The sequence below is a fragment of the Streptococcus sp. 10824 genome, from assembly GCF_013276595.1.
Classification (GTDB): domain Bacteria; phylum Bacillota; class Bacilli; order Lactobacillales; family Streptococcaceae; genus Streptococcus; species Streptococcus pseudopneumoniae.
The window spans coordinates 1-18,778 of record NZ_VMLH01000120.1; the positions used below are offsets into that span (position 1 = coordinate 1).

The 18,778-nt window shown below is 41.1% G+C and carries 21 protein-coding genes and 1 pseudogene; 2 read left to right on the forward strand and 20 right to left on the reverse strand.

Annotation, left to right across the window (positions count from 1 at the left end; genetic code table 11):
• Positions 1 to 87: 87 nt before the first annotated feature.
• The 3 genes from HT701_RS09940 to HT701_RS09950 all read right to left on the reverse strand — a co-directional run bounded on the left by HT701_RS09940 (position 88) and on the right by HT701_RS09950 (position 4,643).
• The gene (locus tag HT701_RS09940) at positions 88 to 543 is read right to left on the reverse strand and encodes a hypothetical protein (protein WP_000500945.1); all 456 of its coding nucleotides are present in this window, start codon (positions 541 to 543) and stop codon (positions 88 to 90) included.
• Between the two features lie 313 nt (positions 544 to 856).
• Positions 857 to 2,815 carry a peptide ABC transporter substrate-binding protein gene (locus HT701_RS09945; RefSeq protein ID WP_172931480.1) on the reverse strand — a complete coding sequence of 653 codons (1,959 nt, stop codon included), beginning with the start codon at positions 2,813 to 2,815 and terminating at the stop codon, positions 857 to 859.
• Between the two features lie 205 nt (positions 2,816 to 3,020).
• Positions 3,021 to 4,643 carry a polysaccharide biosynthesis protein gene (locus tag HT701_RS09950; RefSeq protein WP_000017788.1) on the reverse strand — a complete coding sequence of 541 codons (1,623 nt, stop codon included), beginning with the start codon at positions 4,641 to 4,643 and terminating at the stop codon, positions 3,021 to 3,023.
• A 105-nt stretch (positions 4,644 to 4,748) separates the two neighbouring features.
• Between HT701_RS09950 and HT701_RS09955 the strand changes: the two genes are divergently transcribed.
• Positions 4,749 to 6,194, forward strand: coding sequence for a UDP-N-acetylmuramoyl-L-alanyl-D-glutamate--L-lysine ligase (locus HT701_RS09955; RefSeq protein WP_000590270.1), 1,446 nt, complete (start codon positions 4,749 to 4,751; stop codon positions 6,192 to 6,194).
• A 44-nt stretch (positions 6,195 to 6,238) separates the two neighbouring features.
• On the opposite strand, the gene HT701_RS09960 is transcribed toward HT701_RS09955, so the two are convergent.
• The 16 genes and pseudogenes from HT701_RS09960 to HT701_RS10035 form a co-directional block, all read right to left on the reverse strand.
• Entirely contained in the window at positions 6,239 to 6,436 is a 198-nt protein-coding gene (locus HT701_RS09960) for a CsbD family protein (protein WP_000051199.1), read from the reverse strand.
• Positions 6,437 to 6,535: 99 nt separating this feature from the next.
• Positions 6,536 to 7,185: pseudogene (locus HT701_RS09965) on the reverse strand (DUF1803 domain-containing protein).
• On the reverse strand, positions 7,169 to 7,681 hold the full coding sequence (locus tag HT701_RS09970; RefSeq protein ID WP_050136403.1) for a YiiX/YebB-like N1pC/P60 family cysteine hydrolase: 513 nt from the start codon (positions 7,679 to 7,681) through the stop codon (positions 7,169 to 7,171). Before HT701_RS09970 ends, HT701_RS09965 begins: the two are co-directional and overlap by 17 nt.
• An 85-nt stretch (positions 7,682 to 7,766) precedes the next feature.
• Entirely contained in the window at positions 7,767 to 8,702 is a 936-nt protein-coding gene (locus tag HT701_RS09975; protein WP_050136397.1) for a manganese-dependent inorganic pyrophosphatase, read from the reverse strand.
• Positions 8,703 to 8,784: 82 nt separating this feature from the next.
• Entirely contained in the window at positions 8,785 to 9,072 is a 288-nt protein-coding gene (locus HT701_RS09980) for a GIY-YIG nuclease family protein (protein ID WP_050136394.1), read from the reverse strand.
• Positions 9,062 to 9,811: a tRNA1(Val) (adenine(37)-N6)-methyltransferase gene (locus HT701_RS09985; protein WP_050136392.1), complete on the reverse strand. Its 750-nt coding sequence runs from the start codon at positions 9,809 to 9,811 to the stop codon at positions 9,062 to 9,064. Before HT701_RS09985 ends, HT701_RS09980 begins: the two co-directional genes overlap by 11 nt.
• Before the next feature lie 53 nt (positions 9,812 to 9,864).
• The gene (locus HT701_RS09990) at positions 9,865 to 10,224 is read right to left on the reverse strand and encodes a S1 RNA-binding domain-containing protein (protein ID WP_000689593.1); all 360 of its coding nucleotides are present in this window, start codon (positions 10,222 to 10,224) and stop codon (positions 9,865 to 9,867) included.
• A gap of 1 nt (position 10,225) precedes the next feature.
• Positions 10,226 to 11,626 carry a bifunctional Cof-type HAD-IIB family hydrolase/peptidylprolyl isomerase gene (locus HT701_RS09995; protein WP_172931481.1) on the reverse strand — a complete coding sequence of 467 codons (1,401 nt, stop codon included), beginning with the start codon at positions 11,624 to 11,626 and terminating at the stop codon, positions 10,226 to 10,228.
• An 81-nt stretch (positions 11,627 to 11,707) separates the two neighbouring features.
• The gene (locus HT701_RS10000; RefSeq protein WP_004244450.1) at positions 11,708 to 12,211 is read right to left on the reverse strand and encodes a GNAT family N-acetyltransferase; all 504 of its coding nucleotides are present in this window, start codon (positions 12,209 to 12,211) and stop codon (positions 11,708 to 11,710) included.
• Between the two features lie 223 nt (positions 12,212 to 12,434).
• On the reverse strand, positions 12,435 to 12,674 hold the full coding sequence (gene rpsR / locus HT701_RS10005) for a 30S ribosomal protein S18 (RefSeq protein ID WP_000068664.1): 240 nt from the start codon (positions 12,672 to 12,674) through the stop codon (positions 12,435 to 12,437).
• A gap of 31 nt (positions 12,675 to 12,705) precedes the next feature.
• On the reverse strand, positions 12,706 to 13,176 hold the full coding sequence (gene ssbA / locus HT701_RS10010; RefSeq protein WP_000609599.1) for a single-stranded DNA-binding protein SsbA: 471 nt from the start codon (positions 13,174 to 13,176) through the stop codon (positions 12,706 to 12,708).
• Between the two features lie 11 nt (positions 13,177 to 13,187).
• Entirely contained in the window at positions 13,188 to 13,478 is a 291-nt protein-coding gene (gene rpsF, locus HT701_RS10015; protein WP_001151777.1) for a 30S ribosomal protein S6, read from the reverse strand.
• Between the two features lie 152 nt (positions 13,479 to 13,630).
• Entirely contained in the window at positions 13,631 to 14,977 is a 1,347-nt protein-coding gene (gene asnS / locus HT701_RS10020) for an asparagine--tRNA ligase (protein WP_162199250.1), read from the reverse strand.
• Positions 14,978 to 14,993: 16 nt separating this feature from the next.
• On the reverse strand, positions 14,994 to 15,359 hold the full coding sequence (locus tag HT701_RS10025; protein ID WP_172931482.1) for a VOC family protein: 366 nt from the start codon (positions 15,357 to 15,359) through the stop codon (positions 14,994 to 14,996).
• A complete protein-coding gene (locus HT701_RS10030; protein WP_000777796.1) occupies positions 15,352 to 16,539 on the reverse strand; it encodes a pyridoxal phosphate-dependent aminotransferase in 1,188 nt (395 codons plus the stop codon). The genes HT701_RS10025 and HT701_RS10030 overlap by 8 nt, the downstream gene beginning before the upstream one ends.
• Positions 16,536 to 17,024, reverse strand: a complete 489-nt coding sequence (locus HT701_RS10035) for a DUF5590 domain-containing protein (RefSeq protein ID WP_050261734.1) — start codon at positions 17,022 to 17,024, stop codon at positions 16,536 to 16,538. Before HT701_RS10035 ends, HT701_RS10030 begins: the two co-directional genes overlap by 4 nt.
• Positions 17,025 to 17,281: 257 nt before the next feature.
• Between HT701_RS10035 and HT701_RS10040 the strand changes: the two genes are divergently transcribed.
• Complete coding sequence (locus HT701_RS10040) at positions 17,282 to 17,830, forward strand: NADPH-dependent FMN reductase (RefSeq protein WP_050261735.1); 549 nt, start codon at positions 17,282 to 17,284, stop codon at positions 17,828 to 17,830.
• A gap of 124 nt (positions 17,831 to 17,954) precedes the next feature.
• Here the strand turns inward: HT701_RS10040 and yaaA are convergent, their stop codons facing one another.
• The gene (gene yaaA / locus HT701_RS10045) at positions 17,955 to 18,683 is read right to left on the reverse strand and encodes a peroxide stress protein YaaA (protein WP_172931483.1); all 729 of its coding nucleotides are present in this window, start codon (positions 18,681 to 18,683) and stop codon (positions 17,955 to 17,957) included.
• Positions 18,684 to 18,778 lie beyond the last annotated feature (95 nt).

Genomic DNA, 18,778 nt, shown 5'->3' on the forward strand with positions numbered 1-18,778 from the left:
CTTTGATTTTCATTGAGTACTAGCTAGTAAAACTAAAAAGAATCCAGAAAAGCTTCCAGATTCTTTTGTGAAAATCCTTGCTAGGGCTTACTTAGACTGAAAGAAATCCTGTTTGACTAAATAGTCATAATGCTCTTTGTTAAATTGATACTGACCTACATGCTGACTAATCTGACCAACATCCACAGAAAAAATATAGGCTTCATTTTGATAGTTCCAGTTCAGCCTAACTGTATTCAAGACTGGCTTATAAGTAAAATCTTGAACTTGATTCCAAGGCATCTCTACGACTTGATTAGAACGATTTTCAGTTATATCACTGATGTCCATCAAGAAAATCCCCTTAGGTGTGAATGCCAGAATTTTAGGCTTCACACTCGACTGAACATAGTAGGAACCACCTATAATGAAAAAATCAATAAAGGATTTCAACCATGTCTTTTTCTTGAAAGCCATCAGAAAATTCTTTTGCCCTTCAATGCGGCAAGTTGAGAGAAAGGATGCAATCTGTTTTTCTGTCGCAAATTCCATAATCGCGCCCATGATGATACCTTCATAAAAATCACTAAATAGGCAGATAAGAACTCTTCACATAAAAGAAGAACTTATCATTTGTTGCGTTTTATCTTACTTTTTCAGTAGACGGCATCCCTCCTATAACATTACCCTAGCATATGCATACTTCAATCAACATTGGGTAGATTTTCGAAAATAGCGTCTCACATTTATGTTATATTCATTATAACATAAACTCAAGAAACAAAGAAAAAAATGTGAGATTTTTCTTCCAAATTTACTATCATTCTATTAAAAAACGACAGCTTCCTTCGAAACCATCGTTTTTCTTGAAAAATCCTTATTTGACATGTTTTGCCAATTCTTCTTGGGCTTTTTTATTAGATTCTTCTTTTTCTTTCAACCATTTTTCTCTGGCTTTTGCATATTCGTCTGTTGTGACAATCTTATCTTGTACTTTGAGGTACTTAAATGATTCGACCCCTTTATTACCAGCCAATGAATAAGGTGCTGAGAAAGGAACTGTTTTTCTCAAGCCAGGTGTTCCACCCAATGAAACATTTGGAATCGCTAGAGAACTATCTATCAACCATGCTTGAATATCAGCATATTTTTCATAACGTTTGGCTGGGTCTTGCTCCTTATTAGCCTCTTCCAACATTTGAGTATAAGTGTCAAGTCCAACTGCCTTAGCCTTGTCGTTGGCTTCACCAGGCTCGAGTCCAAGATTTTGTAGAACCCCACCATTCTTGACACTAAAGATATCAAGATAGGTTGATGGATCTAAGTAGTCAGGACCCCAACCACCATTGTAAAGGTCATAATCTTTTTGAGCTGCTGTTTGAGCAAAGTAACTTGAGTTATGATAGTCCTCTGTTGATAACTGTTGGATATCAATAACGACGTTCTCCGTACCTAAAGCTGCTTCAATAGATTGCTTCATAGAGCTTACTTCTTGAATCCCCTTCTTAGAAGCTTGGTCAACTGTCGCATCCAAATGAATAGGGAATTGAACTCCCTTAGCTTCTAGCTCTTTCTTGGCCTCAGAAAATTTAGTCTTGGCTTTCTCAGGATTGTAATAAGGGTCTTGACCATCCGCAAAGTTGATACCTTGCCATTCCTTACCATAATTGACCATCTTAGAGGCTACTACTTCACCAAAGTCTTTTCCCTTGATACTTACAAAGGTTGGAGGAACAACCAAGTTACGCAAAATCTTAGTCGCTCCGTCTTCTCCCTGAGTTTGAGCCCCATAGGCTGTACGATCATAGGCAAAGTTAATAGCTTGACGGAAGTTTTTATTAAGAACTGCTTCCTGAGTTGATTTCTTTTCAATGTCGGTCGTCTTAGAAGTAAATTTATAAGCTTGTCTATCTAGGTTAAAATTCCAGTAATAAGACGTAGCAGTCTGCATACTGTAGATGATATCATCTTTGTATTTTTCTTTAATCCCTTCAAAACTTGAACTATTTGGATAGAGACGAGCGTAGCTATAGGCTCCGTCTGTAAAGTTACGAACAAGAGCATCTTGGTCACTACCATCATAGTAGGTCAATTTAACATCATCTACAAAGACATTCTTAGCATCCCAGTAGTTAGGATTTTTCTTGTATTCGATGACAGATTTTGAAACAAAAGCTTTCATCAAGAAAGGTCCACTGTACAAAATATTAGCAGGGTCTACCTTGCCAAAATCATCCCCTTTTGATTTTAGGAAATCCGCATTGACTGGGAAAAGAATGGTTGATGTCGTTTTTGAGTTCCAGTAAGGTTCTGGTCGAGCCAAGGTGTATTGAACCGTTTGGTCATCAAGAGCCTTGACACCGACAGTTGAAAAGTCGCTTGTTTTACCAGTGATATAGTCATCCAAACCTGCAACAGAGTCCTGCACTAGATACAAGGCTTCTGATTTTTTATCAGCCGCATATTGCAAACCTGTCACAAAATCTTGGGCAGTTACAGGAGCATATTCTTCTCCCTCAGAAGTAAACCACTTGGCATCCTTACGAAGTTTGTAGGTATAGGTCAAACCGTCCTTAGAAACACTCCAATCCTCTGCCAAGGATGGCACATAGTTCCCATATTGGTCATTTTCCATGAGACCATCTACCAGGTTGGTCACAATATCATTTGTTGTTGCGCGGTTTTCTGCTAGATAGTTCAAACTAGATGGATCACTTGAATAAACATAGTTATAGGTTTTTGATCCTGTACTAGAATTTCCACACGCGCTCAATAAAATTCCTGTACCCAGGACAAGACCTGCCAAGGTTAGATATTTGCTCTTAGACTTTTTCATTTCCAGAACCTCCTGCTTTAAAGATTTGTTTTATTATACAACGTTTAGTTTGTTTAGTCAATGATTTTGTCCAAAAAAATCGAAAAAGGCCTCATCTTCTACTCTTAAAAGATAATTTTAGCTGTTTTGACGCTAAAAAAAGGAATAAGTTTCAAGTTCTCCTAAAAGATTGTTCAACTTATTCCTTTTATTTATAAATGCTATCTTAAGAAAACTTAAATTTTGCTCGCAACTGGGCAGCTTTGGCCTGTCCAATAACCTTATCTAAGAGACGAGTATAGAGACTCATGAATCCGTAGAGTCCACCCCCCATGGCACCGACAAGAGCTACATAAAAGAAGCTCCACAAACGTCCACTTGGTTGGAAAACAAATCCTAACAGCCACTGGATGGTTCCTATTAACAGAAACATGACTAGGGTCAGCAAACTGATTAAAATGATTCGCTTCACAATCACCTTGCGCTTAACACCCGTTACTTTACAAATATCCCGATACATCAAGACGTTAGGAATGATAAGAGCGATGGTTGTTGAAATCAAGGGACCATAACTGTGGAAAAGGGCGATGGTAGGCAGTTGCAAGACCAGCTTGGCAATAGAACCATAGATAAAATAGAGAACGGCCTTGCGGTTGCGGAACATGGCTTGAAGCATGGGGGACAAGACCATGTACAAGCCTAAAATAATAGACTGCAAAACTGCAAAGACAAATAAGCCCATGGACAAACTATCTGGCTTACCATAGAAGACCGTATAAAGAGGTTCTCCTACCATGACCACTCCAACCGTTGCTGGTAGCAGGAATACAAAAAGCATGGTAATGCTGTCCTGAACGAGACGAGAAGCTGCCTTCAAGTCCCCCTTAACATAGTTCTCCGTCAAAAGTGGCAAGCCTACACTCCCAATCGAAACCCCAACAGAAATCAAAATCATCGTGATTTTATTAGGATTGGCTGAGAAATAAGAAAACATGACAACCAAGTCCTCGTTGCTGTAGTTGGTAAACCAGCTCATACTATTGATAAAGGTCAGCTGATCCAAAATCTGGAAAAGCTGGATGGCAGACCCTGTCAGGATAAAAGGAATGGCTTCCTTAATGGTATCGACCAAAAGACGCTTGCTATTTATCTTATCTCCTGTTTCAAGGACTCTTTTGAGTAAACCTTCTTTGGCAAGGAAATAGATCAAGACTGCAAAACTGGCTACCATACCGACAAAGGCAGCAAAGGTGGATTGGGTAACCGCTACTAGGTAATCTCCTGAACCGAGCTTCATAATGATAAAGGTTGCTAGAAGCATCCAGATAACACGAATGACCTGCTCAGCAATTTGACTCATGGCATAAGGTTTGAGATTATTCATCCCTTGGAAAAATCCTCGGATAACACTCATAGATGGGAAAATCAAGACTCCCCAACCCAAGCTTTGCATGATTGGGATCAAGTCTTTGCCCACGCCAGACAAGTCTGCTAGCCAAGGAGCAAAGAGATACAAGACTAAAGCAAAAACCAGGCCAAGTCCCGTCATAAAGCCTAAAAAGCTCCGAATCAGGGCAAAGCTATGCTCTTCTTCTCGCATGGTATTATACTTGGCAACTTGCTTGGCCACCGCAACTGGAATCCCTGCTGTTGAAACCAGCAAGAACCAGGCATAGATATTGTATCCCATGGTAAAGAGTCCATTTGCTGTAGCCGCATAAGACCCCATCCAGATATACCAAGGGATAATATAGATGGCCCCAAGCAGGCGACTGATAAAGTTACTAGCCGTTAACCAAGCAGTCCCCCGTAACATCTGGGCCTGCTGGTGATTGTTTTCGTGCGACATAGATTCCTCATTCAATTTTGATAACTAGGAAAAACTCCTTATCTTCCATTATAAACTTTTCCTTGTTACTTGTAAATTTGCGACTTTCGGTTTACAATAGAAAGTATGATTAAGATTGAAACCGTATTAGATATATTAAAGAAAGATGGTCTCTTCCGTGAGATTATCGACCAAGAACACTATCACTACAACTACAGCCATGTCGTATTTGACACCATCTGCTATGACAGTCGCAAGGCTAAAGAAAAGAGCCTCTTTTTCGTCAAGGGTGCTGCCTTTAAGAAGGAATTTCTGCTTTCAGCTATCTCTCAAGGTCTCGATTGGTATGTGGCTGAAAAGGACTATGAGGTTGGTATTCCTGCCATTATCGTCAGCGATATCAAGAAAGCCATGAGTTTGATTGCCATGGAGTTTTATGGCAATCCACAGAAAAAACTCAAACTCCTTGCCTTTACTGGTACTAAGGGTAAGACAACAGCAGCCTATTTCGCCTATAACATCTTATCTCAAGGGCATCGACCTGCTATGCTCTCAACCATGAATACAACTCTAGATGGTAAGACTTTCTTTAAGTCTGCATTGACAACCCCTGAGAGCATCTACCTCTTTGATATGATGCATCAAGCTGTGCAAAATGACCGTACCCACCTCATCATGGAAGTCTCCAGTCAAGCCTATCTGGTCAAACGTGTCTATGGTCTAACCTTTGATGTGGGAGTTTTCCTCAATATCAGCCCAGACCATATCGGCCCGATTGAACACCCTAGCTTTGAAGACTACTTCTACCACAAACGTCTCTTGATGGAAAATAGCCGAGCAGTCATCATTAATAGTGACATGGATCACTTTTCTGTCTTGAAAGAACAAGTGGCAGATCAAGACCATGATTTCTATGGTAGCCAATCAAATAATCAAATCGAGAATTCCAAAGCCTTTAGCTTTTCAGCTAGTGGGAAACTGGCTGGTGATTATGATATCCAACTGATTGGTCACTTCAACCAAGAAAATGCCGTTGCTGCTGGGCTTGCTTGTCTTCGTCTCGGAGCAAGTCTTGAGGACATCAAAAAAGGAATCGCTGCAACCCGCGTTCCCGGCCGTATGGAAGTCCTCACTCAGAAAAATGGAGCCAAGGTCTTCATCGACTACGCCCACAACGGTGACAGTCTCAAAAAACTCATCAATGTGGTAGAAACTCATCAAACTGGAAAGATTGCTCTGGTCTTAGGTTCGACAGGAAATAAGGGAGAAAGTCGTCGTAAGGACTTTGGCCTTCTCCTCAATCAACATCCTGAGATTCAAGTCTTTTTGACTGCTGATGACCCCAATTATGAAGACCCAATGGCCATTGCAGATGAAATTAGTAGCTATATCAATCATCCTGTTGAAAAGATTGCGGATCGCCAAGAAGCCATCAAAGCGGCAATGGCCATCACAAATCACGAATTAGATGCAGTTATTATTGCTGGTAAGGGAGCCGATTGCTACCAAATCGTCCAGGGCAAGAAAGAAGCTTATCCAGGAGATGCAGTCGTAGCAGAAAATTATTTATAAGGATTGTAAAAAAATCAAGGGAAAATGAAACCCTTGATTTTTTCCTATTCTTTAGTAAAAACGTTTTTCAAACCTTCAACGGCACCTTCTACAGCACCTTTAGCATCTTCAACTACTTCTTTTGCCTTAGCAACTGTTTTTTCAACAGCTCCTTCAAGTTCTGTCTTGCTGTCTCCAGTAACTTTACCAAAACCTTCTTTGACAGCGCCTGTTGCTTGTTCCAATTTGTTTTCAAGTGACATATGATTGTCTCCTTTAGTTTTATTCCGATATGTGTTATCGGTTACATTAGTATAAACTTATCGATAGATAAAGTCAAACAATGTGCTCAGAAAAAGCAATCACACTAAATAGAAAGTTAATCTCTCCTTGTCAAAATCGACAGCCAACTCATACTTTCCATCTTCATTTTGGACTATATAACCCAGGACAACTAAACTGTCCACAAAGATATCACGGCGTTTCTGCATCAGTTGATCTTTTTTGAGAAATTTTAGCAAAAAAGTTGTCATGTATTTGAGGGCATACTCAGGATTAACATCTCCTAAAATGTCATAGAGTTCCTGCTGTTTTTCTGTCAAAGGATACTGATGTTTGACCTTGTAGAAATAATTGGACAGGGTCATTTTTGATCTTGCAAAGTCCGTCTTTTCAACTAAAATAGCTGCATTGGTTTGATTGCATAATTCCGTCTCAAAACGCTGCTCCAACAAGGCTTGATAGACCGGACTAGCTTCTCTGACAAAAATCTCTTGATCCAGTTCAAGACTATCAAGTGATTCAAGCATAGGAAAATTGAGGTAATAGCGCTTATTTTCACGTAGAATCAAGCCTGCCTTTATATACTCTTCCATGAGTTTATCAACTGCAATATCTGGAAATTGAGCCTTAATTTCCCGTAGAATCACATCCTCATACTGGTCCAGATAGTGGATCAATTCTCCAAAAATGGCTGTCTCGTCAAACGAGATGGATTAAAAATCTGAATCATGAAGATTCCTTTCTTTACATTCTAACAGAGGCGATGCTGCCAACTGACTGGGATTGGTTCCAGCTTGGTTAAGAGGCACAGGAAGTTCGAGTTTCCTATAATATTCTCTCCAAAAATCACTAATCTCCTGGTCCCCATTCCCAAATTTCATAGGTATGGTCTCAAAAATCGGTAGGATTTCTGCCATGTACTGGGAACAGTAAAAACCATGCCCATCTGGATAGAAAGAAGCATTGTAGGGTGCCCCTAGATGTTTGCAAGCTTTTTCCTTCACCGACTGGATATCCATTTCTGGGTAAACATAGAGGTCGTATAAATGATTGGACTCAAAGAAGTCTGCTGGTTCCTGACAGATAACACCCACCTTTCCACTAGCATGGTAAATCATCCCATCCAAATAAATGGCAACATGGTTATAGTTGCCTGTGGAAGTCTGGATGGCCTGTCCCATATCTGACTCATCTCTCACAAAAATCAAATCGCCATTTTCTAACATGCTTCACTCCTAGAAAAAAGGAGCCGAAACTCCTTTCGATATAAGGCAAACTAGACTTTCCGATTTTGAACTGACACCCAAAATCTTAAGCATTAAAGCTTTCAGTCAATTGAGGTACCACTTGTTTCTTACGTGAAACGGCACCAGCAAGGAAGGCATGATTGTTTTCAAGTTTGAAGTTGAAAGCCGCTTCGACCTTGCCCATATTGGCACCAAGAGCCAAGATTTCTGAGTTTGAGTTGACGATATCTGTAATCATCAAGACAAAGTCAGAGTAGCCGTTTGCTTCGTTAGCAGCTTGCATTGCAGCTTCAATTTCTGCTTGACGTTCCAAGACTTCAGCGATGTCAACTGTGTTCACTTGGGCAACACGGACATTATTTCCTTTCAATTCAAAAGTTTTAGCATCGATGTCAATCAATTCGTCAGCAGATTTGCTAGCCAAGTTTGTACCAGCTTTCAACATAGCTAAACCATATTCCTCCAAGTTTACACCAGCCAATTCAGCCAATTCAGGAGCAATAGCCTTATCTGTTGGGTGTGTGGTTGGTGATTTCAAAAGAAGAGTATCTGAAATCAAACCTGAAAGCATCAAACCAGCAATCTCTTTAGGAACAGCTACACCATGTTCTTTGAACATACGATAAACGATTGAAGACGCTGAACCAACTGGCTCCAAACGCATGTAAAGTGGGCTTGCAGTTTCAAAATTAGCCACACGGTGGTGGTCCACCACACCATAAACTTCTACTTCAGCGATATCTGATACAGATTGTTGGAATTCATTGTGGTCAGTCAAGATAACTTGCTCTGCACCTTCTGCTTTGGCAGAAGTGATGACACGCGGTGCTTCCACACCAAAATAGTTCAAGACAAAGGCTGTTTCTTCATTTGGAGTTCCAAGAGCAACAGCTTCCGTATCCAAACCGTAAGCTTCTTTTGCAAGGTAGGCAAAGGCTACAGATGACCCAATGGCATCTGTGTCTGGATTTTGGTGACCAAATACTAGAATCTTAGACATGATAATACCTCATTTTGTTTATTCTCTTTATTGTAGCATTTTTTTCGCTTTTTGACAAAAGTAAGAGGAGTCAAAGGGCTCCTCACAATTCTTCAAAATAACTGAGTAAATTTCTATCTTGATTTTCAGATAAAAATTGCTCCTTCTGTGGTCGTTTCTTACGCTTGAGAAGGGCTTCTGCCGACATGGCTTCTTCCTTACTGGCAAAACCTTGAGCATAGATAAGTTTGACTGGCAAGCGTGCTCGTGTATATTTGGCTCCCTTCCCACTATTGTGGATAGCGAGGCGTCTTCTCATATCAGTCGTATAGCCTATATAGTAGGATCCATCACGACACTCCAGAACGTACATATAAGCCTTATGATCCATAATAAATCTCTTCGATTTCGGGCGTATAAGAGCCATCATCATTGTGGACAATCAAAGGAGGTAAGACCTTAAAGCCACTTGTTGAGCCATCCTTGATCGCCTCAATCAAAAGCATATTGGCTTCCTTTTCTCTTTTTGGATAAACAAACTGCAGGCGCTTAGGGGCTAGATTATGTCGTTTTAACGTATCCAAAATATCCAGAAGTCGATCAGGACGATGAACCATGGCCAAACGCCCATTAGATTTGAGAATACTCTGGGCACTACGACAGATTTCCTGCAAATTGGTCGTGATTTCATGTCGCGCCAAGAGATAATGTTCACTCTCGTTCAGGTTTGAATGAGGATCCACCTTGAAATAGGGCGGATTACACAAAATCATATCCACCTTACTTCCCTGGATATAAGCAGGCATATTTTTCAAATCATCACAGATGACCTCCATCTGCTCTTCCAAACCATTCAAACGGACAGAGCGCTCAGCCATATCCGCCAAACGCTCCTGAATCTCAACAGCCAAAATCTGTGCCTGAGTACGAGTGCTAGCAAATAGCCCCACTGCTCCATTCCCAGCGCAGAAATCCACTATCAAGCCCTTTTTAGGAAAACGTGGAAAGCGTGACAAGAGAACACTATCCACCGAATAGCTAAAAACCTCTCTATTTTGAATAATTTTGATATCTGTTGAGAAGAGCTGGTTAATGCGCTCCCCTGATTTTAATAATTGTTCTTCTTCCATGGTTCTATTATAGCAGATTCATATTAACATTACAAAAAATATAAAATTCTAAACTACTTCTTCTTTTTTAAATAGTGCAAGGCTTCTCTAGTCCAAATTGGCATCATTCGTTTAAGAGGCGCAAAGCCGTAGTTAAAACGGTCGCTTGAAAAGCGTCTCCGTCTCGGAAACTGGTGCTTTTCTTCCTCCAAAGTGCGGATAGAAAGACTTGCTTTCCCTGTAAATTCATCTAAATCCACTACTTGAACTTGAACCTCTTCATCAACTTTCAAGGCTTCATGGATATTTTCAATAAAGCCTGTCCGAATCTCTGAAATATGAATCAGCCCCGTATCACCTGTCTCTAGCTCAACAAAGGCACCGTAGGGCTGAATCCCTGTAATACGACCCTTTAGCTTATCACCGATTTTCATCTTAGTCCTCAATTTCAATTGTTTCAATCACAACATCTTCAACTGGCTTGTCCATAGCCCCTGTCTCAACAGAAGCAATGGCATCCAAGACAGCGTAAGAAGCTTCATCAGCTAACTGACCAAAAACCGTGTGACGGCGGTCTAGGTGAGGTGTCCCACCTTGATTGGCATAGATTTCTGCAATCGGTTCTGGCCAACCACCACGAGTAATTTCTTTCTTCGAATAAGGTAGGTGTTGGTTTTGCACGATAAAGAACTGGCTGCCGTTGGTATTTGGACCAGCATTTGCCATGGAAAGAGCACCACGGATATTGTAAAGCTCTTCTGAGAATTCATCCTCAAAAGATTCGCCGTAGATTGACTCGCCACCCATACCAGTTCCAGTTGGGTCTCCACCTTGGATCATAAAGTCCTTGATAATACGGTGGAAAATGACACCATCATAGTAGCCATCTTTTGAAAGAGATACAAAGTTAGCCACTGTTTTAGGAGCATGTTCAGGGAAAAGCTTGATACGTAAGTCTCCGTGATTGGTCTTAATAGTCGCAAGAGGACCTTCTACTGTTTCAATGTCTACTTGTGGGAAATGCAATTCTTTTTCTACCATACCAAATCCTTCTAAGGCATCAAAAATGCCATCTTCTTCTAATGTTTTTGTAATATAATCTGCTTTTTCTTTGATGTTATCATGAGAAATTCCCATTGCAACGCTGATTCCAACATAATCAAAGAGTTCCAAGTCATTCAGCCCATCTCCAAAAACCATAACGTTGTCTGGTTTCAAGCCAAGGTGTTCCACAACCTTTTCCACACCCGTCGCTTTGGAGCCTGAAATCGGAACAATATCAGACGAATGTTGGTGCCAACGAACCATGCGAAGTTTATCTGAGAGACCGTCAGGTAAGTGTAAGTCATCTCCCTTATCTTCAAAAGTCCACATCTGATAGATGTCTTCTTTCTCATGGAAATCTGGATCCACATCTAAATCAGGATAAATTGGATTGATAGCCTCACTAATCATATCGGTGCGAGTCGACAACTTGGCAGCATGACTCCCAACCAAACCATACTCAATTCCCTCTTGCTTAGCCCAAGAGATATACTCCTCAACATCAGACTTCTCAATCTGATGTTGATAAATGACCTGACCTTTTTTATCTTCAATATAGGCACCATTTAAGGTTACAAAAAAGTCAGGCTTGAGTTCACGAATTTCTGGCACGACACCAAAAATCCCTCGTCCAGAAGCAATACCTGTCAAAATTCCTTTCTCACGTAATTGCTTAAAAACAGCTGGGATTGAAGCCGGAATAAAACCTGTCTTGGAATTCCGCAATGTATCATCAATATCAAAAAAGACAATCTTGATCTTCTTTGCCTTATATCTTAATTTGGCATCCATCTCACTACCTCTTTCAATCTAACTCTTTCCATTATACCATAAAGTAGAGAAATCCCACATCCCCAATAAAATCCTTGTCTCTTATCCGAATTCTTTTACTAGATACAAAACCAAATCATCATTATTTTGGCTAGTTGCATTCATTTCCAAGGGTTGATTTCGATACCAGACACCTGTCCCATCTGGAATGTAGCCCCGTCTGATATACAATCTCTGGGCAGGGCCATAGCCTAAGTGCAAACCTACACCAAGAGTGACCTTACTCGAAACAAACTTGACTCGTTTTTCTGCTTCTTCTAGCAATTGATTCCCAATCCCTTGATTTCTAAAAGGCTCAAACACATTAAAATCTGATAATTCTGGATAGACTTCTGCAAAAGGACCATGTTTAGCAGAGGGCAAAATGGTAACGTAGCCCGCTACAGCACCATCAATCTCTGCAACTAAGACTTCTCTCTCCCCACTTTCCTGTTCCAGAAAATATCTAGCCAAAATTTCCTCTCTACCAGGCCAACCTTGATTCATAAAGCCATGAGATAAGGATTCAATATCAGACTTAATCATATTTCTAATCGTACAATTCATCTTTGACTTACCCACCTTTACTCTTTCTATTACCATTATAGCACGCCAAGGTCAGAAAAAAACTATCTCGTGAAAAAAAGATCCGTTGGGGTCTTAATTCGCATTCTTGTTTCCAAGCTCATGAAAAAGAGGTCCCCCTGACCTCAACTCGCTCTCTCATTTCAAGGCTCGTGAAAAAAAGACCCAACTGGGTCTGAAAAAGAGGTCCACCCGGACCTCTTTTTTAATCTTCGTTTACGAAAGGCATCAAAGCCATTACGCGAGCGCGTTTGATAGCTGTTGTTACTTTACGTTGGTTTTTAGCTGAAGTTCCTGTTACACGACGAGGAAGGATTTTCCCACGTTCTGAAACGAAACGGCTAAGAAGCTCAGTATCTTTGTAATCAACATATTCAATTTTGTTTGCTGCGATGTAATCAACTTTTTTACGGCGTTTGAATCCGCCACGACGTTGTTGAGCCATGTTTTTTCTCCTTTATAATTTTAGTTGTCCATTAGAATGGTAAATCATCATCTGAAATATCCAATGGATTTGTTGTTCCAAATGGATTTTCATCACGTGAAAAGTCTGGTACTGAATTTGTAGGCGCTGAATAGTTTGCAGTTGGTGCAGAGTAAGCTCCACCTGTATGACCTTCACGCACACTACGGCTTTCTAACATTTGGAAATTCTCAGCCACGACCTCTGTCACGTAGATACGTTGTCCTTGCTGGTTATCGTAACTACGAGTCTGGATACGGCCTGTCACCCCGATAAGTGAGCCTTTTTTAGCCCAATTAGCAAGGTTCTCAGCCTGTTGACGCCACATAACGACATTGATAAAATCAGCCTCACGTTCGCCATTTTGACTCTTAAATGTACGGTTTACTGCAAGAGTAAAAGTCGCAACTGCTACATTTGATGGGGTATAACGCAACTCAGCGTCACGTGTCATGCGCCCTACAAGTACAACATTGTTAATCATAGTTTACCTTCTTACGCGTCAATTTTGACGATCATGTGACGAAGAATGTCAGCGTTAATTTTTGAAAGACGGTCAAACTCTTTAAGAGCTGCATCGTCGTTTGCTTCAACGTTAACGATGTGGTAAAGTCCTTCACGGAAATCTTTGATTTCGTATGCAAGACGGCGTTTTTCCCAAGATTTTGATTCAACAACAGTTGCACCGTTGTCAGTCAAAATAGAGTCAAAACGTGCTACCAAAGCGTTTTTAGCTTCTTCTTCAATGTTTGGACGAATGATATAAAGAATTTCGTATTTAGCCATTGATATGTTCCTCCTTTTGGTCTAATGACCCCAAGACTTTGCAAGGGGTAAGTGAGGTTCGCTCACAATAAACTATTATACTAGAAAAAATTTTTTTACGCAAGTAAAAACTCTGATATGCGAAAAAACGCCACATGGGCGTTTTCCTATTCTTACGGTTTAATACGGTGCAACATACGTGGGAATGGAATGGCTTCACGGATATGTTTTGTTCCTGCTGCGAAGGTTACCATACGCTCGATACCGATACCAAATCCACCGTGTGGAACTGTACCGTATTTACGAAGGTCAAGGTAGAATTCATACTCTGTACGATCCATGCCAAGTTCATCCATCTTAGCGACAAGGGCATCGTAGTCTTCCTCACGCATAGACCCACCGATAATTTCTCCATAGCCTTCTGGAGCAAGCAAGTCTGCACAAAGCACGCGCTCTGGATTTCCAGGAACTGGTTTCATATAGAAGGCCTTGATGGCTGCTGGGTAGTTCATGACAAAAGTTGGCACACCAAAGTGGTTTGAAATCCAAGTTTCATGTGGTGAACCAAAGTCATCACCATGCTCAAGATGTTCGTAGTCAGCGTCTTCATCATTTTCATGCTCCTGCAAGAGGTCAATGGCTTGATCGTAAGTGATACGTTTGAATGGCTCTGCAATATAGCGTTTCAAGAGTTCTGTATCACGTTCCAAGGTTTCCAAGGCTTGAGGCGCACGGTTAAGAACACCTTGTAGAAGAGCTTTTACATAAGCTTCTTGCAAGTCAAGTGACTCATCGTGTGTCAAGTATGAGTACTCTGCGTCCATCATCCAGAACTCAGTCAAGTGACGGCGCGTTTTTGATTTTTCAGCACGGAATACTGGACCAAAGTCAAAGACACGACCAAGAGCCATAGCTCCTGCTTCTAGGTAAAGCTGACCTGATTGGCTCAAGTAGGCTGGCGTTCCAAAGTAATCTGTTTCAAAGAGTTCTGTTGAATCTTCTGCCGCATTTCCTGAAAGAATTGGGCTATCAAATTTCATGAAACCGTTCTTGTCAAAGAACTCATATGTTGCATAGATGATAGCGTTACGGATTTGCATCACCGCTACTTGCTTACGAGAGCGAAGCCACAAGTGACGGTTGTCCATCAAGAAGTCTGTACCATGTTCTTTTGGTGTGATTGGGTAGTCTTGAGATTCACCGATCACTTCGATGTCTGTGATGTCCAACTCATAGCCAAATTTAGAACGTTCGTCCTCTTTGACAATACCTGTCACATAGACAGACGTTTCTTGGCTCAAGCGTTTGATAACATCAAACTTCTCAAGTCCTACTTCTTCACCAAATTTTTCGACAAAGTTTGGTTTAAAGGCTACACCTTGAAAGAAGGCTGTTCCATCACGCAATTGCAAGAAGGCGATTTTCCCTTTTCCTGATTTGTTGGCAACCCAAGCGCCAATCGTCACTTCCTGACCAACATAGTCTTTTACATCAATAATCGTTACACGTTTTGTCATTATTTTTCCTTTTTCTTTTTTATTCTTTATGGCAAACCACTTCTATATTGTTCCCATCTGGGTCAATCACAAAAGCAGCGTAGTAAATCGGATGCTCACTGCGATAACCAGGAGCCCCATTGTCTCGCCCACCTGCCTCTAAACCAGCCTCATAACAAGCCTGAACTTCTTCCTTATTTTCTGCTAAAAAAGCAAAGTGAATAGGATCTTGTGTCCCCTGAGCCAGCCAAAAATCACCACCAGGATGAGGGCTGTTCGGGGCAAGAAAACTGATTAGAGAACTAGTCTCAAAAGCCAATTTATAGTCCAAAGGAGCGAGAAAACTCTTATAAAATCCTTCTGAAATTTGTAAATCCTTTACCTTAATCTCAAAATGATCAATCATTCTCACTACCCATAAATGCTTTCAAGCGTTTAACTGCTTCTTTAAGCGTGTCTAGGTCTGTCGCATAGCTGAGGCGGACATTTTCTGGTGCTCCGAATCCTGCTCCTGTTACCAAGGCCACTTCGGCTTCTTCTAGGATAGCGGTTGTAAAATCTGTCACATCTGTATAGCCTTTCATCTCCATAGCTTTTTTGACATTTGGGAAGAGATAGAAAGCTCCTTGCGGTTTGAGCACTTCAAATCCTGGCACCTCAGCAAGAAGGGGATAGATGGTATTGAGACGTTCCTCAAAAGCCTGACGCATGCTTTCTACAGTATCTTGCTCACCTGATAGAGCCTCAACTGCTGCATACTGGGCTACTGCTGACGGATTCGAAGTTGTTTGACCTGCAATCTTGGACATGGCAGCAATAATGTTTGCTTCTCCAACGGCATAGCCAATCCGCCAACCTGTCATGGCATAGATTTTAGACACACCATTGATGACCACTGTTTGCTTGCGAATTGCCTCAGATAGGCTAGAAATCGGTGTGAACTCATGACCATTATAGACCAAGCGCCCATAGATATCATCTGCTAGAATGAGAATATCCTTTTCTACAGCCCAGTTTCCGATTGCCAAGAGTTCCTCACGGGTGTAAATCATACCTGTCGGATTGGATGGCGAATTCAGCACCAAAACCTTGGTCTTGTCTGTGCGAGCTGCTTCTAACTGCTCTACGGTCACCTTAAAGTGATTATCTTCCTTAGCAGGAACAAAGACTGGCACACCTTCTGCCATCTTGACCTGGTCTCCATAGCTTACCCAGTAGGGGGTTGGGATGATAACTTCATCACCTGGATTGACCACAGCCATAAAGAAGGTATAGAGAGAATATTTGGCTCCAGCAGCGACTGTCACTTGATTTGGCGCTACAGAATAGCCGTAAAAGCGTTCAAAGTAAGTATTGACCGCTGCCTTGAGCTCTGGCAGGCCTGAGGTTACTGTATAAAAAGAAGCACGCCCATCTCGAATCGATGCAATGGCGGCATCTTGGATATTTTTTGGAGTAGTGAAATCTGGCTCACCCAAGGTTAGAGACAGGATATCTCTTCCCTCAGACTTGAGTGCTTTGGCACGAGCTCCAGCAGCCAAGGTCACACTTTCTTCCATTTCTAAAACACGGTTGGATAGTTTCATAGGCCCTCCTTATTGACCAATACTCCTGTTTCAAAATCTACTAGATAAAAATCAGAGCCTGACTTGACTTCCCAGATTGGTTTGTCTTGATAACGGCCAAAGGTAATCTTGTCAATCTCGCCAGCTCCTTTTTCCTTCGAAACAGCTTCTGCTTTTTCTTGTGAAACACCTTGATTTAGCTGATAAACGTAAATCTTGTGGTCATCTTTTCCAATCAGGACAGCAAGTGCTTCTTGTTTTTTATTACGGCCAAGAACGCTATAATAGGATTCCAAGCCATTGTATAAGTCAACCTGATCAGCCTGCTCTAATCCTGCATACTGCTGAGCTAATTTTTCTCCTTCACTTTTAGCTGTTTGATAAGGTTTCATACTCAGAAACACTAGATACAGAAAGGAAGCACTGATAACCACAAACAAAATCGTCATCCCTAGACCATACTGCCACAGTAGATTATTTTTTACTTTGTTTTGTCTTTTTTTCACTCGTCTATTTTACCATCTATTGGGCTTTATTACAAGTGAATGCAAGAACAATCGCACTTTATTTCTTCCTTCAAACAAAACCGATTTTGAAAGTGAAACAGTTCTTACTTTTTCAGTCACAAATGACTAGAGTTTCCGAAATTTTACAATTTTCAAATAAACTCTGAGCAAATTTCTTGCAAGTTCTTTTGCTTTGTTGTAATATATTTTATAACAACGAGAGAATTCTCGAAATTTTAAGAAAAAGGAGACACATCATGTCTAAAAAAGTATTATTTATCGTCGGATCACTACGTCAAGGTTCTTTCAACCACCAAATGGCGCTCGAAGCTGAGAAAGCACTTGCTGGTAAAGCGGAAGTTAGCTACCTTGATTATTCAGCCCTTCCTCTCTTCAGTCAAGATTTGGAAGTTCCAACACATCCAGCTGTAGCTGCTGCTCGTGAAGCAGTTCTCGTTGCGGATGCTATCTGGATTTTCTCTCCAGTCTACAACTTCTCTATCCCTGGTACAGTGAAAAACTTGCTTGACTGGCTATCTCGTGCCCTTGACTTGTCTGATACACGTGGCGTTTCTGCCCTTCAAGACAAGTTTGTCACCGTATCATCTGTAGCCAATGCAGGGCACGATCAACTTTTCGCTATCTACAAAGACCTCTTGCCATTTATCCGTACACAAGGCGTTGGTGATTTCACTGCTGCACGTGTTAATGACTCTGCTTGGGCAGACGGAAAATTGGTTCTTGAAGAAACAGTCCTAAGCTCACTTGAAAAACAAGCGGAAGACTTGGTCAATGCTATCAAGTAACTAATATAATAAAAGCGAACAAGACTACTTTTCTGACACTCAGAAGACTAGCTTGTTCGCTTTTTTTCATTTATAAACTAAAATAGCTGATGATACATATTGCCAAATACAAAATATCTGATTTCTATACTTCCTTAACAAAAACCAATTCCTGTGGCTGGGACAGATCTTCTCGGTAGGTAAATCCTGCAAAGCTTAAGCGACGAGCTTCCTCCACCGTCTGTACTTGATTGTCTATCAGGGCTGTCAGGAAGGCACCACGCGCTTTCTTGGAAATGGTTGAGTGAATTTTCAGCTGACCGCCTCTATCCTCCATAAATTTGAAGATCACCATTTTTTCTCTGATTTCCTTAGAAAATACCGTCTCAAACTCGGACGACAAGAGGGAGAAAATCACTTCTTCCTGCTTCACAGCTTCATCATAGGCTGCCTTCCAATGACTCTTTAAAGTCTTACCAGCGACTTTTAACTTCATCAAAAAGTCCAAACGGTGAGGGGCCATAGATGACAAGGCTGGAACGACACCGTACAAAGCCGAAGTAATAAAGACATGATTTTCAAGATAGGCTTGTTCCGCCTCGGTCAACTTATCTCGCTTGATATGGCGGTACATAAGCCCATCAAAAAGTTTAAGAGCTGGGTAGTGTTGAGCAGTTTGCCTTTTCAAAGCTTGGATATTTTGACATTCTTCCGCAGCCTTCTCGGCTGATACCTTATAAAAACTCTCCAATTGACTAGCAGAATAGAGGGCCAAGGCATCCAGCACGGCCTGACTTTCTGGTATTAAAGGTGTTGCCTCGATACTCGGCAAGTCTGTGTTCATTTCTTTTGCTGTAGGGATTAAAATTTTCATATTGATAGTGTAGCATATTTTTTAGCCACAACCAAGAAATTCATCTGATACTCAATGAAAATCAAAGAGCAAACTAGGAAACTAGCCGCAGGTTG